Origin of the sequence: Arthrobacter sp. CAU 1506 (assembly GCF_005047635.1) — a bacterium.
Lineage (GTDB): Bacteria > Actinomycetota > Actinomycetes > Actinomycetales > Micrococcaceae > Crystallibacter.
This window is the reverse complement of record NZ_SUKC01000012.1, coordinates 84,315-107,430: the sequence shown is the minus strand read 5'-3', so window position 1 is coordinate 107,430 and position 23,116 is coordinate 84,315. Positions and strand designations below refer to the sequence as shown.

25 protein-coding genes are annotated in these 23,116 nt (G+C 65.8%); 15 read left to right on the top strand and 10 right to left on the bottom strand.

Going from position 1 to position 23,116, the window contains the following annotated elements; translation table 11 throughout:
- Positions 1–237: 237 nt before the first annotated feature.
- The 3 genes from E4J89_RS14215 to E4J89_RS14205 are packed head-to-tail and all read right to left on the bottom strand — an operon-like array spanning position 238 to position 2,871.
- Positions 238–1,173, bottom strand: a complete 936-nt coding sequence (locus tag E4J89_RS14215) for a COX15/CtaA family protein (protein ID WP_136786803.1) — start codon at positions 1,171–1,173, stop codon at positions 238–240.
- Between the two features lie 4 nt (positions 1,174–1,177).
- Complete coding sequence (locus E4J89_RS14210) at positions 1,178–1,924, bottom strand: ABC transporter permease (protein ID WP_136786802.1); 747 nt, start codon at positions 1,922–1,924, stop codon at positions 1,178–1,180.
- Positions 1,921–2,871, bottom strand: a complete 951-nt coding sequence (locus E4J89_RS14205) for an ABC transporter ATP-binding protein (protein ID WP_136786801.1) — start codon at positions 2,869–2,871, stop codon at positions 1,921–1,923. Before E4J89_RS14205 ends, E4J89_RS14210 begins: the two co-directional genes overlap by 4 nt.
- A gap of 306 nt (positions 2,872–3,177) precedes the next feature.
- On the opposite strand from E4J89_RS14205, the gene E4J89_RS14200 reads away from it, so the two are divergent.
- From E4J89_RS14200 to E4J89_RS14170, 7 genes are all read left to right on the top strand, one after another.
- Positions 3,178–3,993 carry a crosslink repair DNA glycosylase YcaQ family protein gene (locus tag E4J89_RS14200; protein ID WP_346763390.1) on the top strand — a complete coding sequence of 272 codons (816 nt, stop codon included), beginning with the start codon at positions 3,178–3,180 and terminating at the stop codon, positions 3,991–3,993.
- Positions 3,993–5,477, top strand: coding sequence for a Fe-S cluster assembly protein SufB (gene sufB, locus E4J89_RS14195; RefSeq protein ID WP_205754503.1), 1,485 nt, complete (start codon positions 3,993–3,995; stop codon positions 5,475–5,477). The genes E4J89_RS14200 and sufB overlap by 1 nt, the downstream gene beginning before the upstream one ends.
- The gene (gene sufD, locus E4J89_RS14190; RefSeq protein ID WP_136786798.1) at positions 5,477–6,760 is read left to right on the top strand and encodes a Fe-S cluster assembly protein SufD; all 1,284 of its coding nucleotides are present in this window, start codon (positions 5,477–5,479) and stop codon (positions 6,758–6,760) included. Before sufB ends, sufD begins: the two co-directional genes overlap by 1 nt.
- Positions 6,760–7,119, top strand: a complete 360-nt coding sequence (locus tag E4J89_RS14185; protein ID WP_136786797.1) for a non-heme iron oxygenase ferredoxin subunit — start codon at positions 6,760–6,762, stop codon at positions 7,117–7,119. The genes sufD and E4J89_RS14185 overlap by 1 nt, the downstream gene beginning before the upstream one ends.
- 59 nt (positions 7,120–7,178) lie before the next feature.
- The gene (gene sufC / locus E4J89_RS14180) at positions 7,179–7,940 is read left to right on the top strand and encodes a Fe-S cluster assembly ATPase SufC (RefSeq protein WP_136786796.1); all 762 of its coding nucleotides are present in this window, start codon (positions 7,179–7,181) and stop codon (positions 7,938–7,940) included.
- 2 nt (positions 7,941–7,942) lie between these two features.
- Positions 7,943–8,272, top strand: coding sequence for a metal-sulfur cluster assembly factor (locus tag E4J89_RS14175; protein ID WP_127512512.1), 330 nt, complete (start codon positions 7,943–7,945; stop codon positions 8,270–8,272).
- A gap of 176 nt (positions 8,273–8,448) precedes the next feature.
- On the top strand, positions 8,449–9,240 hold the full coding sequence (locus tag E4J89_RS14170) for a Pr6Pr family membrane protein (RefSeq protein ID WP_136786795.1): 792 nt from the start codon (positions 8,449–8,451) through the stop codon (positions 9,238–9,240).
- 139 nt (positions 9,241–9,379) lie between these two features.
- Here E4J89_RS14170 and E4J89_RS14165 read toward each other — a convergent pair whose 3' ends face one another.
- Positions 9,380–10,282 (bottom strand): neutral zinc metallopeptidase, encoded by a 903-nt coding sequence (locus E4J89_RS14165; protein ID WP_136786794.1) that lies wholly within the window; start codon positions 10,280–10,282, stop codon positions 9,380–9,382.
- Between the two features lie 146 nt (positions 10,283–10,428).
- Between E4J89_RS14165 and E4J89_RS14160 the strand changes: the two genes are divergently transcribed.
- Complete coding sequence (locus E4J89_RS14160; RefSeq protein WP_136786793.1) at positions 10,429–12,027, top strand: ABC-F family ATP-binding cassette domain-containing protein; 1,599 nt, start codon at positions 10,429–10,431, stop codon at positions 12,025–12,027.
- Positions 12,028–12,188: 161 nt separating this feature from the next.
- On the opposite strand, the gene E4J89_RS14155 is transcribed toward E4J89_RS14160, so the two are convergent.
- From E4J89_RS14155 to E4J89_RS14145, 3 genes are read right to left on the bottom strand one after another with little or no spacing between them, the layout of a single operon-like run.
- On the bottom strand, positions 12,189–13,091 hold the full coding sequence (locus tag E4J89_RS14155) for an SURF1 family protein (RefSeq protein WP_136786792.1): 903 nt from the start codon (positions 13,089–13,091) through the stop codon (positions 12,189–12,191).
- Positions 13,092–13,343, bottom strand: a complete 252-nt coding sequence (locus E4J89_RS14150) for a hypothetical protein (protein WP_136786791.1) — start codon at positions 13,341–13,343, stop codon at positions 13,092–13,094. It lies immediately after the preceding gene.
- Entirely contained in the window at positions 13,340–13,933 is a 594-nt protein-coding gene (locus E4J89_RS14145; protein WP_136786790.1) for a DUF3099 domain-containing protein, read from the bottom strand. The genes E4J89_RS14150 and E4J89_RS14145 overlap by 4 nt, the downstream gene beginning before the upstream one ends.
- 131 nt (positions 13,934–14,064) lie before the next feature.
- On the opposite strand from E4J89_RS14145, the gene E4J89_RS14140 reads away from it, so the two are divergent.
- Positions 14,065–14,787 carry a beta-ketoacyl-ACP reductase gene (locus tag E4J89_RS14140; RefSeq protein ID WP_136786789.1) on the top strand — a complete coding sequence of 241 codons (723 nt, stop codon included), beginning with the start codon at positions 14,065–14,067 and terminating at the stop codon, positions 14,785–14,787.
- Positions 14,788–15,046: 259 nt separating this feature from the next.
- Positions 15,047–15,799, top strand: coding sequence for an SDR family oxidoreductase (locus E4J89_RS14135; RefSeq protein ID WP_136786788.1), 753 nt, complete (start codon positions 15,047–15,049; stop codon positions 15,797–15,799).
- A gap of 408 nt (positions 15,800–16,207) precedes the next feature.
- Here the strand turns inward: E4J89_RS14135 and E4J89_RS14130 are convergent, their stop codons facing one another.
- Both E4J89_RS14130 and serB read right to left on the bottom strand, forming a co-directional pair.
- Complete coding sequence (locus E4J89_RS14130) at positions 16,208–18,097, bottom strand: transketolase (RefSeq protein ID WP_136786787.1); 1,890 nt, start codon at positions 18,095–18,097, stop codon at positions 16,208–16,210.
- Positions 18,098–18,260: 163 nt separating this feature from the next.
- Positions 18,261–19,154, bottom strand: a complete 894-nt coding sequence (gene serB / locus E4J89_RS14125; RefSeq protein WP_136786825.1) for a phosphoserine phosphatase SerB — start codon at positions 19,152–19,154, stop codon at positions 18,261–18,263.
- A 107-nt stretch (positions 19,155–19,261) separates the two neighbouring features.
- Between serB and E4J89_RS14120 the strand changes: the two genes are divergently transcribed.
- The 5 genes from E4J89_RS14120 (at position 19,262) to E4J89_RS14100 (ending at position 22,772) form a co-directional block, all read left to right on the top strand.
- A complete protein-coding gene (locus E4J89_RS14120) occupies positions 19,262–20,050 on the top strand; it encodes an ABC transporter ATP-binding protein (protein WP_136786786.1) in 789 nt (262 codons plus the stop codon).
- Between the two features lie 16 nt (positions 20,051–20,066).
- Complete coding sequence (locus tag E4J89_RS14115) at positions 20,067–20,843, top strand: sulfite exporter TauE/SafE family protein (RefSeq protein WP_136786785.1); 777 nt, start codon at positions 20,067–20,069, stop codon at positions 20,841–20,843.
- Entirely contained in the window at positions 20,840–21,646 is an 807-nt protein-coding gene (locus E4J89_RS14110) for an RNA methyltransferase (protein WP_136786784.1), read from the top strand. Before E4J89_RS14115 ends, E4J89_RS14110 begins: the two co-directional genes overlap by 4 nt.
- 149 nt (positions 21,647–21,795) lie before the next feature.
- Positions 21,796–22,053 carry a type B 50S ribosomal protein L31 gene (locus E4J89_RS14105; protein ID WP_127512525.1) on the top strand — a complete coding sequence of 86 codons (258 nt, stop codon included), beginning with the start codon at positions 21,796–21,798 and terminating at the stop codon, positions 22,051–22,053.
- 221 nt (positions 22,054–22,274) lie between these two features.
- Complete coding sequence (locus E4J89_RS14100) at positions 22,275–22,772, top strand: hypothetical protein (protein WP_136786783.1); 498 nt, start codon at positions 22,275–22,277, stop codon at positions 22,770–22,772.
- A gap of 3 nt (positions 22,773–22,775) precedes the next feature.
- Here the strand turns inward: E4J89_RS14100 and E4J89_RS14095 are convergent, their stop codons facing one another.
- On the bottom strand, positions 22,776–23,102 hold the full coding sequence (locus tag E4J89_RS14095; protein ID WP_136786782.1) for a hypothetical protein: 327 nt from the start codon (positions 23,100–23,102) through the stop codon (positions 22,776–22,778).
- Positions 23,103–23,116: the final 14 nt, after the last annotated feature.

The window sequence follows — 23,116 nt, the reverse complement described above, 5'->3', positions numbered from 1 at the left end:
TTAAGCGATTACGGGGCTTCCTGGGCCGGCTCAGCCTGCCAGCCAGTACTGTGCTGATCCATAGTTACCGATCCATCGCTACTGATCCATCGTGATCAGGGCGATGATAGAGGGTCACGCTTGTCGACCCGACCGGTATTCCGCATCTGGCTGACTCGGTCGCCTACTAACGCCGACTTAGTCGTCTACTGGCCGAATCGTTCGCCGACTAAGGGCGACTCGGTCACCTACTAAGGGTTAGAGCGGGAATTTGCCCGTCGAACGGTCCCACACGTTCGTCGCAGCCACAGTCAGCAGCGCTGAGCCGAGCATGTGCAGCAGGACCAAGCCGATGGGCAGGCCGGTGAAGTGCTGCAGGTAGCCAATGCCGCCCTGGAGCAGGATCACCGCGGCCAGCCACCACAGGCCGGTGCGCAGTGGCTGCGCGGTTGCGTGGCGGTACGCGAGCACCAACGCCAAAACGGTGGCAGCGACCAGCAGGTAGACCGGCACCACGTGGATCCGTGTGACGAGGTCTGCGTTGAAGTCATGGCGGGGGGCGCTGGCGTCGCCAGCGTGGGGGCCGGTGCCGGTAACGATGGTGCCGAGCACGATGGAGGCGGCGGAGGCAGCGGCGATGGTCCAGCCCAGCGTGCGCTGGATGCTGGGGACGGGAGCGACGGCCACGGCGGTGCCACCACGCAAATACATTCCCGTTCGGTTGACCAGCAGGGTGGCCACCGCCACGAGGGAGGCAGAGGCCAGGAAGTGCAGGCTGACCACCCACGGATTCAAGCCGGTCCAAACGGTAATTCCGCCAATCAGGGCTTGCACCGGGATCACGCAGAGCAGTCCCACGGCCAAGCCGAACAGCGTGCGGTGCTGCCGGCGCATGCGCCACAGCGAGACCAGCATGGCGACCGCGATGACGGCCAGGATGAAGGTCAGTGTGCGGTTGCCGAATTCAATCAGACCGTGAATACCCATTTCCGGCGTCGGTGTCATGGAGCCGGGCACGCAGTTTGGCCACTGGGAACAGCCAAGGCCTGACTTGGTCAACCGCACGGCGCCGCCGGTGATGATGATGCCGATCTGCGATACCAGCGACGCAATGGCCAAGCCATGGACGGTTCGGTTGACGGAGGTCGGCAGCCGGTCCAGGAGATCGCGGGACTTGGGGGTGGCGGTGGTCATTCACTTAGCTCCATTTGAACCAGCGGATGGCGGCAAGGCTGGCCACTACGGTCCAGACCAGCAGCACGATTGATGCGGTGAGATTGAACTGCGCGTCGATCAGGGCGCTGCGCAGTGCGTCGCCCAGGGCGGTCGATGGCAAGAGGTGGGCGGCGGGCTCGAAAACATCGGGCCAACTGGCCACCGGGAAGAGGATACCGCCAGCGGCTGCCAGCAGCACCCAAAGCAGGTTGGTAATGGCCAGTGTGGCCTCCGGCCGGACCGTGCCGGCAATCAGCAGGCCCAGCGAGGTGAAGGCCGCGGCGCCCAACACCAGTTGCGCGGCCGCCGGCAGCAAGCCGCCTAGTGCAGGCTGCCAGCCGAGGAACAACAGGGCTGTCCCGCCCACCACCACAACCTGGATGACCATGATGGCCAACACTGCGATGATCTTTCCGAGAATCAAACCGCTCTGCCCCAGCGGGGTGGTGGACAGGAATCGCAGCACGCCGTAACGGCGATCAAAGCCGGTGGCGATCCCCTGCCCGGTCAGCGCAGTGGACACTGTGCACAACGCCAGGACTCCCGGGGCGGCCATGGCGATGCGATCGTCAGTGTACGTGTCGAGCAGCGGTGTCACGGTAAGGCCGATCAGCGCCAGCAGCGGCAGGATGATGGCAATCAGCAACTGTTCGCCATTGCGCAGCATGCCCATCGTCTCGTAGCGGCCCTGAAGGGCGATCCGGCGGATCAAAGCGGCGGGTGCGCTCATCGCAGATCCTTCCCGGAGATATCGAGGAAGACATCCTCAAGCGAGCGGGGCGCCATATGGATGGACGCCGGCATAACATTGTGGGCCGCCCATTCCGCGGCCAACACGGCCAGCAGCGCGGGGGACAACTGCCCGGACACTGTATACCGGCCAGGAACCGATTCGACGGCGGCGAACGGCTCGGGCAGGGCGAAGACCAGCCCCGGGGGCGCGTCAAAGGTGAGCAAACGCTCGACGCCGGTGCTCTCGTCTGTGGCAGCGGTCAGCTCCGCGACGGTGCCATGCACGACGGTCCGGCCCGCGTCGATGATGAAGACGTAATCTGCCAATCGCTGGGCATCGTCCATCAGGTGCGTGGTGAGGATGATGCCAAGGCCCTCGGCACGCAGCTCCTGAATCAGATCGAAGACAACGGCACGGGACTGCGGATCCAGCCCGGCGCTGGGCTCGTCCAGGAAGAGGACTTCCGGATCACCAACCAAGGCGGCCGCCAGGGCCACCCGCTGCTTTTCTCCACCGGAAAGCCGGCGGATGGGGGTGTTGGCGAAGCCCTGAATGCCAAGCCGTTCCGCCAGTTCGTTCACGCTGCGCGGGTTCTGGTACATCCCTGCTACGTGCTGCAGCAGCGCCAGTGGTCGGATGGCTTGCGGGAGCCCGCCTTCTTGGAGCATGACGCCCACCCGGCTGCGGAGGGCTGCTCCCGCCTGGTAGGGGTTTTGGCCGAGGAGTCGGACGGTCCCGCCGTTAGGGGGCATCAGGCCTTGCGCGCAGGCTAGGGTAGTGGTCTTGCCGGCGCCATTAGGTCCGAGAAGTGCGGTAACCTGCCCGGGGTAGGCGCGAAGATGGACCCCGTCGATGACGCGGACCATCTTGTTATCCAGGGCCTCGACTGGCCCCAGATCTTTCACGAGTCCCTGGATGTCGAGGCAGGGTTCGGAGTTAGGCACCCGAACATTCTACGGGACGTAGAGCGGTCAGGCTAAGGAGAGCCGGCCGGGCCAAGGACGGACTTCCGGGCAAGGGACGTCCAGCCCAGTCGGGGACGGCTGAACGGGCCAGAGGTGCCTAGCCGCGACTAGGGTCGGCCGGGCCCACCACGACCCAAGAGGGTTGCCAGGGCCAGGGGTCCGGCCGCCGACCAGCGTTGACCGGGCCAGGGGTCCGGCCGCCGACCATCGTTGACCGAGCCTTGAGGTCCGGCCGACCAGATCCAGTCGGGTCAGCGAGGGTCGGTCGGGCTAAGGACTGCCTTACTGGTGAGGGGGAACAGAATACGTCATGATTGTGTTGTGTATTCCATGACCAGTAGTGCTTCTTTGCGTCCCCAGGCGCCCGAGTCCGAAGAGCGGACGCGGGACCGGGTCCTGAACGCCGTTTTGGAACACGGACCCGTCAGTGCGGCGGACCTCGGCAGGATCCTCGGCTTCACGCCGGCGGCCGTCCGGCGCCACCTTGATGCCCTGTCCCGCAAGGGCTTGATTGAGGTCAAGCTCACCGCCAATTCCGCAACCGGCGCCGGCCGTCCGGCCCGAAAGTACGTGCTCAGCAGGCAGGGTCAGACCCGGCTGGGTGACGATTACTTGGACATCGCCCGCACGGCGTTGACTGCCCTGAGTGAGGCGGCCGGCAGCGAAGCGGTTGCTGAGTTTGCCCGAAACCGGTACCGGGACATGGAGGAGCGCTACCGCCCGATCGTCGAGGCCGCCGGGCCGGATATCGAAGAGCGGGCCAAGGCCTTGGCTGAGGCGCTGAGCGCCGACGGCTTCGTTGGATCCACCACTGTGGTTGGATCCAAGGCGCCGCACAGCACCATGCTGGCAGTCCAGCTTTGCCAAGGGCACTGCCCGGTGCAACAGTTGGCAGCGGACTTCCCGGATTTCTGCGACAGCGAAACTGAAGTTTTTTCCCGGCTGCTCGGAGTGGATGTCAGGCGACTGTCCACGCTGGCCGGCGGGGGACATGTTTGTACGACCCACATCCCGGTGGGCCGAACAAGGTCTGCGGTTCGACCCGTCGAACCGGCGACAGGAACCAGACGAGTATCCATCAATCTGCAAGAGAGGCCGTGATGACGGACCAAGTGGATCAGAGTATGAGGAACGCGGTCGGGACGACCGATGTAGCCGACACCACCATTTCCGAAATCCTGGAAAAAAACCCCGAGCTTCATGGCATCGGTAACTACGAGTACGGCTGGTCCGATGCGGACACCGCCGGCGCCAATGCACGCCGCGGCCTGAATGAAGAAGTCGTCCGCGATATTTCAGCCAAGAAGGGCGAGCCCCAGTGGATGCTGGATCTGCGCCTGAAGGGCCTGAAGTACTTCGACCGCAAGCCGATGCCCACCTGGGGTGCCGACCTGTCCGGTATCGACTTCGACAACATCAAGTACTTTGTACGCTCCACGGAGAAGCAGGCCGGCAGCTGGGAAGAGCTTCCCGAAGACATCCGCAATACCTATGAGAAGCTCGGCATCCCCGAGGCGGAGCGCAACCGGCTGGTGGCCGGCGTCGCCGCCCAGTATGAGTCCGAGGTTGTCTACCACCAGATCCGCGAGGACCTGGAGGCCCAGGGCGTGATCTTCCTGGACACCGACACCGGCTTGAAGGAACACCCGGAGATCTTCCAGGAATACTTCGGTTCGGTCATCCCGGTGGGCGACAACAAGTTCGCGTCGCTGAACACCGCGGTGTGGTCCGGCGGCTCCTTCGTCTACGTGCCCAAGGGCGTCCACGTCGAGATTCCGCTGCAGGCCTACTTCCGGATCAACACGGAGAACATGGGCCAGTTCGAGCGGACCCTGATCATCGCCGACGAAGACTCCTACGTGCATTACATCGAAGGCTGCACGGCACCGATCTACACCTCGGACTCGCTGCACTCCGCCGTCGTCGAAATCATTGTGAAGAAGGGCGCCCGCGTCCGCTACACGACGATCCAGAACTGGTCGAACAACGTGTACAACCTGGTGACCAAGCGCGCCATTGCGCACGAAGGCGCCACCATGGAGTGGATCGACGGCAACATCGGTTCCAAGGTGACCATGAAGTACCCGGCTGTCTACCTGACCGGCGAACATGCCAAGGGCGAGACGCTGTCCATCGCATTCGCGGGCGAGGGCCAGCACCAGGACACCGGCTCCAAGATGGTACACATTGCCCCGAACACTTCGAGTGCCATCGTGGCCAAGTCGGTGGCCCGCGGTGGCGGCCGCTCGGCCTACCGAGGATTGGTCCAGGTCCGCGAGGGCGCGAAGAACACCAAGAACTCCGTGGTCTGCGATGCGCTGCTGGTGGACACGATCTCGCGTTCCGACACCTACCCGTACATCGACGTCCGTGAAGACGACGTCACCATGGGCCACGAGGCAACCGTATCCCGCGTCAGCGAAGAGCAGCTGTTCTACCTGATGTCCCGTGGTCTGCCCGAGGACGAGGCCATGGCCATGATCGTGCGCGGCTTCATCGAGCCGATTGCCCGGGAACTGCCGATGGAATACGCACTTGAGCTGAACCGCTTGATCGAACTGCAGATGGAAGGGTCCGTAGGTTAATGACTGAGATCACTGAGAAGGCACGTATCGGTGCTCCGGCCATCGACGGATTCACCGAAGAGGGCGAAAACCTCTCCCCGCTCAACGCTGCGGCAGGTCCGCTGGCCGGCGCCAGCGCCAAGAGCCACAGCCACGGCGGCGGCGTCGGTGTCCCGGACAGCTCGCGTGCCGGCCGTCTGACCTCGTACAAGGCGGACGACTTCGGCCAGCTGACCGGGCGCGAGGAAGACTGGCGGTTCACCCCGCTCAAGCGGCTGCGCGGACTGCAAAGCGACGCACTGGTCGGCACCGCACCGACCGTCACCGTCAGCGGCCCCGAGGGCGCAGAGCTGCCCGCCGGCGTTGTCGTTGAAACCGTTGGTCGGGATGATGCACGCATCGGCGTCGCCGGCATTCCGGAGGACCGTGTTTCGGCGGCTGCGTGGGAGGCCTTCAAGGAAGCCACCGTGGTGACCATTCCGGCCGAGGCACAGTTGGAGACCGGCGTCGCCGTCGTGATTGAGGGCACCAGCACCGAACTGTCCGCCCAGCACGTGGTCATTGTGGCCGAAAAGTTCTCCAAGGCCGTCGTGGTGCTGGACCACAAGGGCAGCGCAACCGTCTCCCAGAACGTGGAGATCGACGTGCAGGACGGCGCTGACCTCACCGTTGTCTCGGTGCAGGAATGGGCCGATGACGCCGTTCACGCCTCTTCGCAGCAGACCCGTGTGGGCCGCGACGCGAAGTTCAAGCACGTGACCGTCACCCTCGGCGGCGATCTGGTCCGCGTGACCCCGTCCACCCGCTTCACCGGCACCGGCGGCGACGCCGAAATGTTCGGCCTCTACTTCGCCGACGCCGGGCAGCACCTTGAGCACCGGCTGTTCGTGGACCACGCAGTCGCCAACTGCAAGTCCCGCGTGCTGTACAAGGGAGCCCTGCAGGGCAAGAACGCGCACACCGTCTGGGTGGGCGACGTGCTGATCCGCAAGGAAGCCGAGGGCACCGACAGCTACGAGGCCAACCGCAACCTGGTGCTGACCGATGGCGCGCGCGCCGATTCGGTGCCGAACCTCGAAATCGAAACCGGACTGATCGAAGGTGCCGGACACGCCAGCACCACCGGCCGCTTCGACGACGAGCACCTGTTCTACCTGATGGCTCGCGGCATCCCCGAGGACGTCGCCCGCCGACTGGTGGTGCGCGGCTTCCTCCACGAGATCATCCAGCAGATCCGGGTTCCCGCCCTGGAAGAGCGTCTCAACGCATCGCTGGAACGCGAACTCGAGGCGGGCAACCTCTAATGAGCGAAACTCCGCGCGGCGAACTGGTGTGCAATGCCTCGGACGTACAGGTCAAACAGGCGGTGCGCATCCTGGTCGATGACTATCCGGTAGCCATCGTCCGGGACTCCGAGGGCGAACTGCATGCCATCGGGGACACCTGTTCGCACGCGGACGTCTCACTCTCCGAAGGCGACGTCGAAGGCTGCACGATCGAGTGCTGGGGCCATGGTTCCCAGTTCGATCTGCGCACCGGCGAGCCGCTGAGCCTGCCGGCGTTCGAACCCGTCCCGGTGTTCGCGCTGACGCTCGACGGCGACAGCGTCTATGTGGACGTCACAAACGTCCTCAACGGGGCGCCTGCTCCGGACCTCAACTAAAAACTTCAACACGCGAACTTACGCCCGCCCTCACCGGGCGCAAAGGAGAAAGCAGACAGATGTCTACTCTTGAAATCAAGGACCTGCACGTCAGCATTGACACCGAGCAGGGCAGCAAGGAGATCCTCAAGGGCGTCTCCCTGACGATCAACACCGGCGAAATCCACGCCATCATGGGCCCGAACGGTTCCGGCAAGTCCACCCTGGCTTCCACCATCGCCGGCCACCCGCGCTACACCGTTGACTCCGGCAGCATCACGCTGGACGGCGAAGACGTGCTGGCCATGAGCGTGGACGAGCGCGCCCGCGCCGGCCTGTTCCTGGCCATGCAGTACCCGGTCGAGGTGCCCGGCGTGACCATGACCAACTTCCTGCGCACCGCCAAGACCGCGCTCGACGGCGAGGCACCGAGCCTGCGCCACTGGACCAAGGACGTCAAGGAAGCGATGAGCCAGCTGCGCATCGACGCCGACTTCGCCCAGCGCAACGTCAACGAAGGCTTCTCCGGCGGCGAAAAGAAGCGCGTGGAGATCCTGCAGCTTGAACTGTTCAAGCCCAAGTTCGCCATCATGGACGAGACCGACTCGGGTCTGGACGTGGATGCGCTCAAGGTGGTCTCCGAAGGCCACAACCGGGTGCACGCCGACGGCGCCATGGGCACCCTGCTGATCACCCACTACACGCGCATCCTGCGTTACATCAAGCCCAACTTCGTGCACGTCTTCGTTGACGGCAAGATCGCCGAAGAGGGAGGCCCCGAACTGGCCGACCGGCTGGAAGAAGAGGGCTACGACCGCTACCTGACCGCAGCAAAGGCCTAATTATGACTGAAGTCAATGCCCCGCAGACGTCCCTGGAGGACGTCGAGGAAGCGCTCAAGGACGTCATCGACCCTGAGTTGGGCGTCAACATCGTTGACCTCGGCCTGCTCTACGGGCTGAAGTACGCCGACGACGGTGCCTTGCTGATTGACATGACGCTGACCACCGCTGCCTGTCCGCTCACCGACGTCCTCGAGGAGCAGACCGGCAAGGCGCTGGACGGCGTCGTCGACGAGTGGCGCCTCAACTGGGTCTGGATGCCGCCGTGGGGTCCGGAACGGATCACCGACGACGGCCGCGACCAGATGCGGGCGCTCGGCTTCAATATCTGATCTTGCGCAGGACTAACGACGGCGGACCAGTCACCTTCGGGTGGCCGGTCCGCCGTCGTCTGTCCCTGCGTGTGGTGCTCCGCCTGGCACCCGGCAGCAGCGGCTCTGTCTGGTCCCCGGCGGCGGCGTTAGGATCGGCTCTGTCTGGTCCCCGGCGGCGGCGTTAGGATCGGCGTATGGGTGTATCGACCGTCGGGAAGGCACAGGGGCGCGGACGCTATGACGAGGTCCATGTCGCTGCGGCCTTCCACGGCCTGACGGCACTGCTGGCCGTGGTGGGCATCGCCCTCGGAATTACCGCCGTGCCTGCGTCGCCCGGATATGCTGCCGCGCCTGCGCATTCGTGGTGGAACTACGCCAGCGCCGCGGGTGTCCAAGCCGCCCTGGTGGTATTCGTGGTGAGCCTGACCTTGCTGATGGACTCCGCCATGGCCGGGGGACGCTTGTGGCGGGCGGCACGGACAGCCACGTTGGCAGCCATGCTGCTGGTCTTCCTGGCCCAGTTCACCCCTTTCCGCGGATTGCCCGACACGGCTGAGATGACGGTGGCCGGGGTGATGGCGGATCGGCTGCTGCTCTACGCGCTGCCGGTGGTCGTGGTGACCGGTTGGCTGATCTTCGGTCCCCGTCCCCGAATCAGCACCGGAGCAGTGGCCCTCGCGCTGATCTTCCCGGGTTTCTGGCTGCTCTGGACGGGCCTCAGGGGTGCGATCACCGGCTGGCTGCCCTATGCCGCTGGCCCGGCTCCGGCACCGGGGCAGCTGCTGATGATGGGCATCGGCCTGATCCTGCTGTGGCTGGGAGCCACCATGGTTTTCCTGCTGCTGGACTCAACGATGGGGCGGGAGCCCGACGGGTATCTGCCGGGCTTCGGGCCGCCCGACTCCGCCGCCGGCAAGAATGCGGACGGCCCGCCGTTCGCCGAGGGCGTCCGCGAGCCCGATCCGGTCGATCCGCGGGACCTGTAGCCCAAGCCGGACCATGCACTGGAGGGCCCTACAGCGATGTCCTTGGGCCGCCCAGATCCTGAGGGCTGCCGTCGCGCGTGATCGACTGAGGCGGCTGCCGGGCGGGGTTCCGGCAGGCCGCTTTTGGGCGTGGTCTGACTCAGGCGGGCCTATCGAGGTTCGCCGCGGAGAAGGTGTCACAGCGGCCCGCATCGCCGGTCTGGTAGCCCTGCAGGAACCAGCGCTGGCGCTGCTCACTGGAGCCGTGCGTCCAGGTATGGGGATTGACTTGGCCGGTGGCAGACTGCTGGATGCGGTCGTCGCCCACCGCGGCGGCGGCGGAAAGAGCGTCCCGCAGGTCCTGCTCCGTCAGCGGCTGCATAAAGGGCTCGCCGGTCCGCTCGTCGATCTGTTCGGTCGCGTTCGCTGCCCAGACGCCGGCGTAGCAATCGGCTTGGAGTTCCACCCGGACCGCGCCGGATTCCGGACCCTGCGCATCCTGCTGGGAGTAGTCGATGGCCCCGGTCAGATTCTGGATGTGGTGTCCGAACTCGTGTGCCACCACATACTCCTCCGCCAACGGTCCTCCGCTGGCGCCAAACCGGCTGGTCAGCTCGGCGAAGAACGCGGTGTCGAAATAGGCGGTCTGGTCGCGCGGGCAGTAAAACGGGCCCACGGCGCTGCTGGCACTGCCGCAGCCGGTGCTCACCCCGCCGTCGAAAAGGACGGTCCGCGGGGCCGGATACTGCATGTTGTAGCGGGGCAGGTAGCCGGCCCAGAAATCGTTCAGGCTGTTGACCGTTCCGACGATCCGGCAGTCGGTGCGTTCGTTGGCGTCGGCACCGGTGAGGCATTCCTGCTGCAGGGCCGGTCCGCCTGCCTGCTGCTGTTCCTGCCCGCTGCCGCCCAGCCCGAGTCCTTCCAGTACGTCTGCCGGCACACCCAGCAAGCTGGCAATAAGCACCAGGAGACCGCCGCCGCCAATGGCGATCTTGCCGCCCAGACCGCCTCGGCGGTCCTGCACTTGTGACGTGTCCAACCGGGAGCCGCGGGAGAAACTCATGAGCCAACAATAACGGTGCTGCCCGCGGTCGGTCCGGTGGGGGAGGTGTGCCGATGCCGGTAGACTGGAAAGGTTGATTTCCGCCCCGTCCCGTCCTGGACGGCGCCCGGGCATCTCGTCCCGCACTCTCTTGAAAGGCCGCCACTGTGATTACAGTCAATGATCTTGAGCTGCGTGCAGGAGCCCGTCTGCTCATGGAGGCGGTGTCCTTCCGGGTGGACAAGGGCGACAAAGTAGGGCTGGTGGGCCGGAACGGCGCCGGCAAGACCACGCTGACCCGGGTGCTGGCCGGCGAGGGCCTGCCCGCCGCCGGTACCGTGGTGCGCAACGGAGAGATCGGCTACCTGCCGCAGGATCCCCGGACCCCGGATATGGAACAGCTCGCCCGCGACCGCATCCTCTCGGTCCGAGGTCTGGACGTGGTGACCCGCAAACTCCGTCAAGCACAGGCGGACATGGCCAGCAGCGACGCCGAAGTGCAAGGCAAGGCGATGCGCCGCTATGACCGGCTCGAGGCCGAATTCATCTCCGGCGGCGGCTACGCGGCGGAAGCCGAAGCAGCCGCCATTTCCTCCAACCTGGCGCTGCCGGAGCGGATCCTGAACCAGCCCCTGAGCACCTTGTCAGGTGGCCAGCGCCGCCGCGTGGAGCTGGCCCGGATCCTCTACTCCGGTGCCGAAACCATGCTCCTGGACGAGCCGACCAACCACCTTGACGCAGACTCGATCAGCTGGCTGCGCGAGTTCCTGAAGAACCATCAGGGCGGGCTGATCGTGATCAGCCACGACACCGGCCTGCTGGAGGCGACCGTCAACAAGGTCTTCCACCTGGACGCCAACCGCGCCACCATCGACATCTACAACATGAACTGGAAGCGCTACCTGCTGCAGCGTGAGACGGACGAGCGCGCCCGCAAGCGCGAGCGGGCCAACGCGGAAAAGAAGGCCCAGGTCCTGATGGACCAGGCGAACAAGATGCGCGCCAAGGCCACCAAGGCAGTGGCGGCGCAGAACATGGCCAAGCGCGCCGAGCGGCTGCTCAGCGGCCTGGACGAGGTCCGGGCACAAGACAAGGTGGCGGCGCTGCGCTTCCCGGACCCGGCACCGTGCGGCAAGACTCCGCTCACCGCGGAAGGCCTGAGTAAGTCCTATGGATCGCTGGAGATCTTCACCGACGTCGATCTGGCCATCGACCGGGGCTCCCGGGTGGTGATTCTGGGTCTGAATGGCGCGGGCAAAACCACGCTGCTGCGCATGCTGGCCGGCGTGGACACCCCCGACACTGGCGATGTGCTGCCGGGCCACGGCCTGAAGATCGGCTACTACGCCCAGGAGCACGACACCTTGGACGTGGGACGGACCGTGCTGGAGAACATGCGCACCGCTGCCCCGGATTTGCAGGATGCCGAGGTGCGCAACATCCTCGGTTCGTTCCTCTTCTCGGGCGACGACGTCAACAAGCCGGCCGGAGTGCTCTCCGGCGGCGAAAAGACCCGGCTGGCGCTAGCCACGATTGTGGCCTCGTCGGCGAACGTGTTGCTGTTGGATGAGCCCACCAACAACCTGGACCCGGCCAGCCGCGCGGAGATCCTGGGCGCACTGCGCAACTACAGCGGCGCCGTCGTGATGGTCAGCCACGACGAAGGCGCGGTCGAGGCCCTGAATCCGGAGCGTGTTGTGCTGCTGCCGGACGGCGTCGAGGACCTCTGGAACGAGGACTACCTGGACCTGGTCACCCTGGCCTGAGCACGGGCTTTCCGCCGTCGCAATCGGAAATGCAAAGGCGCGCATCGCCGACCGAGGAACGATGGCAAGGGAGCAGCGAGGGACCCTGCCTGAGTTTGCGAAGGCTGGGAAGCTGCGACCGCTAAGCGCCGTGGAATTCCGATTAAAGACGGCGCTGGAGTTCAGTCGTCGCGGCTGAGCAGGGAGCCGTCGGTGCGGAAGCCTTGGGCATCCAGCAGGGCGTCTTCCTCTTCCTCCGACGTGGGCCGGTTGCGGCGACGCTTCGGGGCGGCAGCGGCACGCGGGGCCGGATTGGCCTGGTGGTAGCCGCTCAAGGCCTCTTCTTCCTCGGTCAACCGGCCGTGGTGCGCGTGCTGCCGTGCGGCGTAGCCGTAACCGACGAACAGGAGAACGCCGAAGGCATACCACTGCATGGAGTAGGAAAGGTGTGGGCCTTCATCAATGGCGGGTTTCGGGATCTGCACCGGTTGATCGGCGGCAGCGGGGGACTCCGCTGCCATCAAGCCGTAGCTGCCGGTGTAGATCGGGTAGCCCAGTTCGGCCGCATAGGCATCCAGGTGGATGGATGCGAGCTGTCCTTCGGGGGCACCGCGGCTGACCGCCCCTTCGCCCGGCTTAACGCGCGCGACGACGGTGACCTCGCCCGTGGGAGCGGCCGGAATCGTGTCCGGGTAGCCGGCCTGGTTGTTGCCGATAGGCAGCCAGCCACGGTCAATGATGACTGCCGGCCCGTCCTTGAGCCGGAGCGGGACCAGTACTTCGTACCCGGGCCGGCCGTTCAGCGGCCGGTTCCGCACAATCCGCTGATTCGCGGCGTCGTACTCGCCATTGAGGACCACTGGAGTCCACTCCACCGAATCATCGGCAGTGCTGAAAATCTTCGGGACATCGCTGAACGGCACCGGGTCGGCGTCGTAATGGGTCTCGACGGCGGCGATGGTGGCGCGCGCCTGGTCGCGGCGGTCCATCTGCCAGTTGCCCAACATCACGCAGACCGCGGCGAGCAGGGCAACAATCAGCAACCAGCCCAGCCACTTGCCGCTGAGCAGGAATCGATAGGACATTCAGGCACCGCTTTCCGGTATAGCGGGTTCTTCCAAGGGAAGCGTTTCCTTCCACAGACTTCGCTGGACCAGGTAGTCCTGCAGCCACTCGCGATGCCCGTCGCAGGCGAGCCAGACCTTGCGGCGCTCAGGGGTATGGATTTTCGGATTGTTCCACAGCAGCTGCCATTGGGCGTTCTCGCGGCAGCCCTTCCGCGAACAAATGAGTGTCTCGGCGGTTGCTGCACCGCCGAGCTGGCCTAAGAGGTTCATGCGGCGGTCTTCCGTCGACGCCGCTTGACCACGGGGCTTAGGCTTCCCATGAAGGCCGCCGATTCGTCATAGTGCTCTTGTTCTGTGGGACCGGGTGGCGGTTGGCTGGGCGTTGGACCGGATGCGTCCGTTGATGCCTGCGGTTCGTCTGTGACCGGATCTGTCGACGCCTGTCGTCCCGGCGCGGTGGATGCGGAACCCTGTGCCGGGGCCGGATGCTGCCCGGTGTCGTCGACAACCACCCCGGTCAGGAAGTCGCCGTCGTCGCTCTTTCCGCCGTCTGTACTGATTGTAGGGGCTTCCAGTTCAGGGAGTGGAGCTTGATCCAGCAGTGCGGTGCTGTGTGTCGGGTGCGATTTGTCGCTGCCGCCATTGGCAATGATCACGGCGATCCATGGCAGGAAGACGGCGCCGGCCACGAAGAACCAGCGGAACCAGGGGTCGATGAAGAAGAAGAGCAGCAAACAGGCCAGCCGGATGCCCATGGCGAGCGTGTACTTGACCATGCGCCGGTGCATCTCGTCGGTGTGGCTTTCGGGGACGTCCGTAATGCTCAGGACTTCCGGTTTTTCGTCAGGCTGCTTGCTCATCACACTCCATCAGGGCTGTATCAATTCTCCCACGATGGCCTGAATGTCTAAAGCCGACGCAACGAGTCCCCTGCCTCAGGACCTCCCGGGCTAGGATTCCATAGGAAAACAGCAGCTTCTTGGAGGTAAGTGTGAGCAACGAACAGCAGACCGGCCGCAGCGTGCTGGTCACCGGTGGTAACCGGGGCATCGGCTTGGCCATCGCCCGGGCCTTCGCAGCGAACGGCGACAAGGTAGCGATCACCTACCGCAGCGGCGAGGTGCCCGAAGGACTTCTGGGTGTGAAGGCCGACGTCACGGACGCCGGGTCTGTGGATGCTGCTTTCACCGAGGTCGAGGCAGCGCACGGACCGGTGGAGGTGCTGGTGGCCAACGCCGGCGTCACGCGCGACACGCTGCTGCTGCGGATGAGCGAAGAAGACTTCACCAGCGTGGTGGACACCAACCTGTCCGGAGCGTTCCGGGTGATCAAGCGTGCCTCCAAGGGGATGATCCGGCTGCGCAAGGGTCGAGTGGTGCTGATCTCCTCAGTAGTGGGGCTCTACGGATCGCCCGGCCAGATCAACTACGCCGCCTCCAAGGCCGGCTTGGTGGGCATCGCACGGTCGCTGACCCGCGAACTCGGCTCCCGCAACATCACTGCCAACGTGGTGGCGCCGGGATTCGTCAACACGGAAATGACCGCCGTTCTGCCGGAAGACACGCAGAAGAGCTACCTGGCCTCAATCCCTGCAGGCCGCTTTGCGGAACCCGAGGAAGTGGCCAAGGTGGTCCGGTGGATTGCCAGCGACGAAGCTGCCTACATCTCCGGCGCGGTGATCCCGGTGGACGGCGGACTGGGTATGGGCCACTAAGCCGCCCAGCCGGGCGGCCCGCGTTTTGAAAGTGGGCGGCCTGCGGTGCAGGTGGGCCGCCCGCGGTGCAGGTGGGCCGCCCGCACTCCAAGTGGGGCGCGCAGTGCAGGTGGGCCGCCCGCGTTTTGTGGGCTTTCTACAACGGATAAGGCTTCGTGGACTGGCAAGATGGAACCCGAAGCCTTCTCCGGTTAAGCGTTTCCTACAACGGGCCACCGGAACACCACAAAGAACTTAGCGAGAATTTCAAGGAGCAGCCATGGGCGCACTGGATGGAAAAGCAGCAATCGTCACCGGATCTTCCCGCGGCATCGGGGCCGAGGTGGCCAAACTGCTCGCCGCCGAGGGCGCAGCGGTAGTGGTCAATTACCGTCAGAAGGCTCCGCGGGCCAACAAGGTCGTGTCGCAGATCGAGGAAGCGGGCGGCCGCGCCGTCGCCGTCGCTGCCGACCTCACTGCTGAAGAGGGCTCGCAGGCACTCGTCGACGCCGCCCAGCAGAACTTTGGCGGCCTGGACGTACTGGTGCTCAACGCCTCCGGCGGCATGGAGACGAACATGGGCGAGGACTACGCATTGCGTCTGAACCGGGATGCCCAAGTGAACATGCTCAAAGCGGCGGTCGAGGCGATGCCGGCAGGCTCCCGGGTGGTCTTTGTCACCAGCCACCAGGCGCACTTCATCCGCACCGTGCCGACGATGCCGGAATACGAACCGGTGGCCTTGAGCAAGCGGGCCGGCGAGGACGCGCTGCGCGAACTATTACCGGAACTGGAAGCCAAGGGCATCTCGCTGGTGGTGGTCTCCGGCGACATGATCGAAGGCACCGTGACTGCGACCCTGCTGGACCGCGCACGCCCGGGCGCCCTTGAGGCCCGCCGTGCCGATGCCGGGAAGCTCTACTCCGTGGAAGAGTTCGGCGCAGAGGTGGCGAAGATGGTCACCGCCGATGTGCCCTCCGGCCATACCGAGTACGTGGGCGGGGCCGGGTCCTTCCAGCAGTCCCAGGGCTAGGGGTAAGGCAGGTCCGACGTCGTTGCCGGCGGCTGATGGATCGGTGGCCACCCACTGCGGTTCCGACCGCTGTGGGTGGACGCCGTGACGCGGCAATGCCGGGCATGCCGGGGCAAGATCCTCAAAGCTGTCCGTGGCAGGTGTTACGTTGGCCGCAACCTTGGATATTCAGGAGGTAGCGAAGATGGCTAAGGCACATTCCCGCGGGGTCGGGTTTGATTTCATGGAACCGAATGCGTGCGGGCACTGTGACGCCTGCGACGATATGCCGGCGCCGGCAATCTGTGAGGACTGTTCCTACGACGAGAACGGGAACTTTGTCCGGCTCGTGGAATGGCCCTGCCCGGCCGCCGAGGCCTCCCTGGCGGCCTAAGAGGCGGCGCTTGGCACGCTTCCGCGGCTGACGGACTAGCCGCTGACCAGGCTGCGTGCAGCCTCCGCGATGTGCCGGGCAGAGATGCCTGCCGCGTCCAACAGTTCCGCCGGTTCACCGGAGGCCGGCAGTCCTTGCACGGCCAGGCGGACCAGTTTGAGTTCCGGGACCTGAGCCTCGGTCAGCGCGTCGGCGACCGCTGACCCGAGGCCGCCCTCGGGATAGTGGTCCTCAACGGTGATGATCCGCCCGCCGGTGGCCCGGCACGCGGCCAGCAACGTTTCCTGGTCGATCGGCTTGATCGAGTACAGGTCGATCACCCGGGCGGCAATGCCTTCACCGGCCAGTTGGGCGGCTGCGCCAAGGCATTCATGCACGGTGACTCCCGCGCCAACGAGCGTGACCGCGTCGTCATCGGTGGCTCCGTGAACTTTGGCGCCGCCCAGCGGGAACTCCTCGTCCGCCTCGTAGAGCACCGGGTAGTCGCCGCGGGTGGCCCGTAGATAGCAAATGCCGGGGGTGTCCGCCATGGTCTGGACGAGCCGTGCCGTGGAGGGCGCGTCGGCCGGATAGAGGACGGTCGAGGTATGGATCGCGCGCATGGCCGCGAGATCCTCCAGGGCCATCTGGGAAGGTCCGTCCTGGCCGATCTCGACGCCCGCATGGGTGCCGACCAGCCGGATGTTCAACTCAGAGACGCCGGCCATCCGGATGAAGTCGTAGCCGCGGGACACCAGGAAGGCTGCAAAGCTGGCGGCGAACGCCACATATCCGCGCACGGACAGCCCCGCCGCCGCAGCCACCATTTGTTGTTCGGAAATGAACATCTCGAAGAAGCGGTCCGGCGCGGCCTTGCTGAACTCACCGGCCTTGGTGGAATTCCCCACTTCGCCGTCCAACATCACCACCTCGGGCCGTGCGGCCAGGGCGGAGACCGCGTCGCCGAAGGCGGTGCGGGTGGCGACGGCGTCGCCCACGGTGTAGCTGGGAAGTTTGACCGTGGCCGCCGGGTTGGGTTTGATGGCCGGCACGCCGGAGGCCGGCGCCTGGGTGGTGATCCGGATCTGGGTGGGTCCGCCCAGCGCCTTAATGGCAGGTTCGGCGATGTCCTCCGGCAGCGCCTTCCCGTGCCAGCCGTTCTTATCTTCCACCTCGGGAACGCCCTTGCCCTTGATGGTCCGGGCCAAGATGACGCTGGGCCGGTCGGTGGTGGCCCGGGCGGTGGCGAGGGCGTCATTGATCGCGCCGAGGTCATGGCCGTCAATGGGCAGCGGTTGCGCGCCGAATGCCCTGACCCGGTCGGCGTAGCGGTCCAGGTTCCAGCCCAGCTCCGTCGGTCCGTTCTGGCCCAGCCGGTTGACATCCACGATGGCGGTGAGATTTCCCAGCCGGTAGTAGGCGGCCTTGTCCAGGGCCTCCCACATGGACCCTTCGGCCAGCTCGCTGTCGCCGCACAGCACCCAGGCCTGATAGGGCAGCCGGTCCAGGAACTTGCCGGCCAGGGCAATGCCGACGGCGTCGGGCAGTCCCTGGCCCAGGGACCCAGTCGCCACGTCCACCCACGGCAGGGCAGGAGTGGGATGGCCCTGCAGCCTGCCGCCGAGCTGACGGTAGGTATCCAGCAGCTCGGCTTCGTCGACGGCGCCGGCGGCGCGGAAGACGGCATAGAGCAGCGGCGAGGCGTGGCCCTTGGAGAAGACCAGATGGTCGTTCGCGGCCAGGTCGGGACGCTGCCAGTCATAACGGAGATGGTTGACCAACAGCACGGCCATCAGGTCGGCCGCGGACAGCGAGGAGGTGGCGTGGCCGGATCCGGCACGGCTGGTGACGCGGATTGAATCCACCCGCAACTGCGCAGCCAGGGCGCGGCAGCGCTCCGCCAGGCTCGGATCCCAGGTGGTGGTGGATGCGGACTCGGTGCTCATCGCTGACTCTCCTTCACGGAAGGTTCAGGGAATCCCGGCCCCCGTTGCACTCATCGGCAGCACTGTCCGGGGATGACCAAACCGACCCTACTCCCGTACGTGGCCCGGCGACAGAGCGGAGGCTCCCGCCCCGGTCAGCAAACCAGTGAAGGCCGACCGGGCCTCAGACTCCGGCGAAGTAGCGCGCCACATCCAGATAGGGCAGGTTGATGGCCGCATCAGCCGCATCACGGACGGCAGGCTTGGCATTGAAGGCCACCCCCAGCCCCGCAGCGGCCAGCATATCCAGATCGTTCGCGCCGTCGCCGATGGCGATGGTCTGGGCCAGGTCGATGTTCTCCGCCGCGGCCCATTCGCGCAGCGCGGCTTCCTTCGCGGCGCGGTCCACCACATCGCCGTGCACCGTGCCGGTCAGCACGTCCGCGTCGGTGCCGAGCAGGTTGGCGCGGTAGTACGTGAGGTTCAGTTCCTCGGCGAGCGGGTCCAGGATCTGGCTGAAGCCACCGGAGACAACCGCCACCGCATGGCCGGCGGCCAGGAAGGCCTCCACCAGTTCCTTGGCACCGTGCGTCAACAGCAGGGATTCGCGCACCCGCTCGATCACGTCCAGCGGGAGGTCCTTCAGCGTTGCCACGCGGGCATGCAGGCTCTCGGCGAAGTCCAGTTCGCCGCGCATCGCCGCTTCGGTCACGGCGGCAACCTCGTCCCGTTTGCCGGCGTGATCCGCCAGCAGCTCGATCACTTCCTGCTGGATGAGCGTGGAGTCCACGTCCATGAGCAGCAGCTTCCGCTCCGTCCCGGCCAGCGACGCGTCCATCACCGCGGTGCCCAGCTCACCGACGAGCACGGGGGCCAGCGCCGCCCGCAAAGCAGCGAGACCGTCGGAGGCGCCGCCGTCGTACTCCACGGTCAACACGGTGACCTGGAAGCGGTCGTTGGCCGCGTTCTCCAGTTCAACGATCTTTCCGCCGGCCCCGGTGACTGCGGCCTGCACGGCGGCAAGGTAGGCATCGGGCAGTTCCCGGCCGTAGGAGACTACGCGGAGGAGCGAGGGCATGATGATTCCGTTCTGCGCAAAGCTGGAGGGGATGGCCGGATCCATCATGGCAGGCTCCGGCGTCGCGTTTGGCGATTACTACGCGTTTTAGCCTACTGTCTACTGATATGAGCGATGTACTTGAGTTTGCCGGGGTCACAGTTGTCCGCGGGCGGAAAACCCTGCTGGACGGCGTCGACTGGCAGGTCAAGGAGGGGGAGCGCTGGGTAGTGCTGGGCCCCAACGGGGCAGGCAAGACCACCCTGCTGCAGATCGCCGGTGCGCGCTTACATCCCACCCGCGGCATTGCCGGCATCCTGGACGAGACCATGGGCAAAGTGGACGTCTTCGAGCTCCGGCCCCGAATCGGCCTGGCCTCCGCCGCGTTGGCGAACCAGATCCCGGAGCATGAGCAGGTGCTCAACGTGGTGGTCACGGCCTCCTACGGTGTGACCGGCCGCTGGCGCGAACAGTACGACAAGATGGACGAGCGCCGGGCCTTCCGCCTGCTGGACGCGTGGGGGATGTCCACCTTCATGAACCGCACCTTCGCCACGCTCAGCGAAGGCGAACGCAAGCGGGTGCAGATCGCCCGCGCGCTGATGTCCGATCCCGAACTGCTGTTGCTGGACGAGCCCGGCGCCGGGCTTGACCTGGCCGGCCGCGAAGACCTGGTGGAGCGGCTGAGCGAACTGGCCAAGGATGAGGACGCGCCGGCGCTGGTGTTGGTCACCCACCACCTGGAAGAGGTCCCGCCGGGCTTCACGCATGCCATGCTGCTGCGCGAGGGCGGCGTGGTGGCCCAGGGCCCCATCGACGAGGTGCTTACCGAGGACAACCTGAGCACCGCTTTTGACATGCCGCTCAGCCTGAAGAACGACGGCGGCCGCTACACTGCCGTAGCCAAGCGCGCCTAGGCGGTCCCTGCCCTCAATGGATGTGCTTAACGCTGCCCTGATCGGGCTGGCCGGGCTGTGGGCCGGCACCATCAACAGCATCGTCGGGTCCGGCACGCTGGTCACCTTCCCGGTCTTGGTGGCGCTGGGCTATGCGCCCGTGACGGCGACCATCTCCAATGCGATTGGTTTGATCGCGGGCAACGTGGGCGGGGTCTACGGTTACCGGCGGGAACTCGCCGGGCTTCGCCGCACCGTTGCCATCCTGTTGCCGGCGTCACTGCTGGGCGGGATCACCGGCGCGTGGCTGCTGCTGCACCTGCCGGAGGAAGTCTTCGGCATTGTCGCGCCGTTCCTGGTTGTGGTGGCGCTGGTCTTCGTGGTGTTTCAACCGAAACTTCAGGTCTGGGTCCGGGACCGGCAGGCAGCTCAAGCCCGTACCCGCCAACGCCCTTGGGCGTTGCTGAGCCTGGTCTACTTCGCCGGGGTCTACGGCGGATACTTCGTGGCCGCCCAGGGCATACTGCTGGTCGGCATCCTCGGTGTCTTCCTGCACGGCACCATGCAGCAGGCCAACGCCATGAAGAACGTGCTGGTGCTCGGCGTGAACATCATTGCGGCGACCTCCTACATGCTGTTTGCTTTCGATCGGATCGAATGGCCGGTGGTGCTGGTGATCGCCATCAGCTCCCTGATCGGCGCGCTGATTGGATCGGCCGTGGGGCGCCGGCTGAAGCCGGTGGTGCTGCGCGGCGTGATCGTGACACTGGGCCTGGTGGCGCTGGTGGTGCTGGTCAGGAACCTCTTCGTATGAACCTCATCCGGCTGGACTCCGCCGACGATCCGCGGGTGGCTGACTACACGCAGTTGACCGACACCGCCCTGCGCCGCCGCCGCGAACCCGCGGAGGGAATGTACATCGCCGAGAGTTCCAAGGTGCTGCGCCGGGCGATTGCGGCCGGGCATACCCCGCGGTCCTTCTTCCTGACCGACAAGTGGCTGGACGACCTCCGCGATGTGATCGACCGGTTCCCGGACGTACCCGTGTTCATCGGAACGCCGGACGTGCTGGAGGCGATCACCGGGTTCCATCTGCACCGCGGAGCCATGGCCGCCATGCACAGGCCTGCGCCGAGGTCCGCGGAGGAGGTGCTGGCCGGCGCCCGGCGGGTGGCAGTGCTGGAGGACATCGTGGACCACACCAACGTGGGCGCGATCTTCCGGTCCGCCGCCGCCATGGGCATGGACGCTGTGCTGCTGAGCCCACAGTGCGCCGACCCCTTGTACCGGCGCAGCATCCGGGTCTCGATGGGCACGGTCTTCCAGATACCGTGGGCCAGGCTCCCGGAATGGCCTGCTGGACTGGCCGTGTTGGGCAGCCAGGGATTCACGACGGCGGCGCTGGAACTGACCGACGACGCCATCACCCTGGACGAACTCGAGCGGCGCACTTTCGACAGATTGGCCCTGGTGCTGGGCACCGAGGGCGCCGGCGTGCAGCCTCAGACGCTTGAGCGGGTGGACTTGACCGTGATGATCCCGATGCGGGCCGGCGTTGATTCGCTCAATGTTGCCGCGGCCAGTGCCGTGGCCTTTTGGGCCTGCCGCCCGGACTAGTCTTCGGTTCGTCGGCGCGAACCTGACGTGTCGCTTCGACGCCCACCCTGCGGATGCGGTAGAGTTGTGTGCTGGCCCTGATGGGGCTGCCATCTTTCCATCCTTATAGTCGCTGGCAAAATCCAGGGGCGTGTAGAAAAGGTACAACTATGAAGTCTGATATCCACCCGGCATACGCCCCGGTTGTTTTCCGCGACCTGGCCTCCGGCGTTTCCTTCCTGACCAAGTCCACCGCTACGTCCAGCAAGACGGTGGAGTGGGAAGACGGCAACAGCTACCCGCTGATCGAGGTTGAAATCTCCTCGGAGTCCCACCCGTTCTACACCGGCAAGCAGCGCATCATGGACAGCGCCGGCCGTGTCGAGCGCTTCAACGCACGCTTCAAGGGCTTCGGCGGCAAGAAGTAACTCGTCGCCCCAAGCCGTTCAGCAGGACCCGCACCGTCTGGTGCGGGTCCTGCTGCTTAACGGGCCGGGAAGGTGGCCGGCTGGGAGGCTCGGCTGCCTGGATTGCCGGCTGAGAGGAGCTGCTCATGGACGGGCGACCTAAGGGCTTGCCGGGACTACCGGCTGGGAGGCGCGACGGCGGGAATGCCGGCGGAAGCCGGTTCTGACGCTACGCTGCTGCCATGACAGCAGCTGACGGAAGCAACACGGTCCCCGCGCGCCGGCTTCCGGGAACCGCCTGGGGACGGCGGGCTCTTGCCGCGCTGTATCTGCTGCCCGTGTTCGCGCTGCTGGTAGCCGGCTGTGCCGCCGGCCCACAACAGCTTCCGGCTGAGATAGCCTGCACCACGCAGTACCGTCCGGACGCCGGCAGCAGTGCTGGAGAAGAGGCCGCGCAGTTGGTCCTGCCGCGGCTCGACGGGATGGCCGCAGCCAGGCAGGAACTGTCGACGGGCACCTTCAGGTTGTCGGGCAGCTACATCGGGGAAGCTCCGGACGGCCGCGCCGTCTCCCTGGCCATCAGTAACGCCGAGGGGAAGATGCTGGCCAGCATGCTGTACCAGCTGGAGGACGGCTCGTCCTTGGCATCCCGGTTCGTCGGTGGGCACGGGTTTACCGGGCTGCATTATGTCTGGGACGGCGAAGCCGAACTGCAGCTGTACTGCACTGCGGGGGAGTAGGCGTCACGGACTCTGGCTGGTCCTGTCGCCCAAAGCCGTTTTCCGGACCTGGTCATTGCGCCGTTGCACGGCGGACGCCCAGACCCAGGTAACCCTCCGGTTCCCGCCATCCTGCCATGCGACTTCAACGGCGCGGGAGGTCCAGCCAAACGCCTCACCCTGGACCAGTTCGGCACTCCCTGGGAAGCGGATCCACGCCCACACCGGCACCCCCGGCACCACGCGGGTCACATGGCGGTGCTCAAGATCCAGCTCTTCCGGCGTCAGAGACAGCGGCTCGGCCCGCCGTGCGTAACGGGCGGCGATCTTCGCCAGTGCGTCCCGCTCCATCTCCTAAATATAGA

Bases quoted from the DNA above. Each gene is read 5' to 3' on its own strand.
- E4J89_RS14215 (WP_136786803.1), bottom strand. From the start codon at position 1,173: ATGACCACCGCCACCCCCAAGTCCCGCGATCTCCTGGACCGGCTGCCG.
- E4J89_RS14210 (WP_136786802.1), bottom strand. From the start codon at position 1,924: ATGAGCGCACCCGCCGCTTTGATCCGCCGGATCGCCCTTCAGGGCCGC.
- sufB (WP_205754503.1), top strand. From the start codon at position 3,993: ATGACGGACCAAGTGGATCAGAGTATGAGGAACGCGGTCGGGACGACC.
- sufD (WP_136786798.1), top strand. From the start codon at position 5,477: ATGACTGAGATCACTGAGAAGGCACGTATCGGTGCTCCGGCCATCGAC.
- E4J89_RS14185 (WP_136786797.1), top strand. From the start codon at position 6,760: ATGAGCGAAACTCCGCGCGGCGAACTGGTGTGCAATGCCTCGGACGTA.
- sufC (WP_136786796.1), top strand. From the start codon at position 7,179: ATGTCTACTCTTGAAATCAAGGACCTGCACGTCAGCATTGACACCGAG.
- E4J89_RS14175 (WP_127512512.1), top strand. From the start codon at position 7,943: ATGACTGAAGTCAATGCCCCGCAGACGTCCCTGGAGGACGTCGAGGAA.
- E4J89_RS14170 (WP_136786795.1), top strand. From the start codon at position 8,449: ATGGGTGTATCGACCGTCGGGAAGGCACAGGGGCGCGGACGCTATGAC.
- E4J89_RS14165 (WP_136786794.1), bottom strand. From the start codon at position 10,282: ATGAGTTTCTCCCGCGGCTCCCGGTTGGACACGTCACAAGTGCAGGAC.
- E4J89_RS14155 (WP_136786792.1), bottom strand. From the start codon at position 13,091: ATGTCCTATCGATTCCTGCTCAGCGGCAAGTGGCTGGGCTGGTTGCTG.
- E4J89_RS14150 (WP_136786791.1), bottom strand. From the start codon at position 13,343: ATGAACCTCTTAGGCCAGCTCGGCGGTGCAGCAACCGCCGAGACACTC.
- E4J89_RS14145 (WP_136786790.1), bottom strand. From the start codon at position 13,933: ATGAGCAAGCAGCCTGACGAAAAACCGGAAGTCCTGAGCATTACGGAC.
- E4J89_RS14135 (WP_136786788.1), top strand. From the start codon at position 15,047: ATGGGCGCACTGGATGGAAAAGCAGCAATCGTCACCGGATCTTCCCGC.
- E4J89_RS14130 (WP_136786787.1), bottom strand. From the start codon at position 18,097: ATGAGCACCGAGTCCGCATCCACCACCACCTGGGATCCGAGCCTGGCG.
- serB (WP_136786825.1), bottom strand. From the start codon at position 19,154: ATGCCCTCGCTCCTCCGCGTAGTCTCCTACGGCCGGGAACTGCCCGAT.
- E4J89_RS14120 (WP_136786786.1), top strand. From the start codon at position 19,262: ATGAGCGATGTACTTGAGTTTGCCGGGGTCACAGTTGTCCGCGGGCGG.
- E4J89_RS14115 (WP_136786785.1), top strand. From the start codon at position 20,067: ATGGATGTGCTTAACGCTGCCCTGATCGGGCTGGCCGGGCTGTGGGCC.
- E4J89_RS14110 (WP_136786784.1), top strand. From the start codon at position 20,840: ATGAACCTCATCCGGCTGGACTCCGCCGACGATCCGCGGGTGGCTGAC.
- E4J89_RS14105 (WP_127512525.1), top strand. From the start codon at position 21,796: ATGAAGTCTGATATCCACCCGGCATACGCCCCGGTTGTTTTCCGCGAC.
- E4J89_RS14100 (WP_136786783.1), top strand. From the start codon at position 22,275: ATGACAGCAGCTGACGGAAGCAACACGGTCCCCGCGCGCCGGCTTCCG.
- E4J89_RS14095 (WP_136786782.1), bottom strand. From the start codon at position 23,102: ATGGAGCGGGACGCACTGGCGAAGATCGCCGCCCGTTACGCACGGCGG.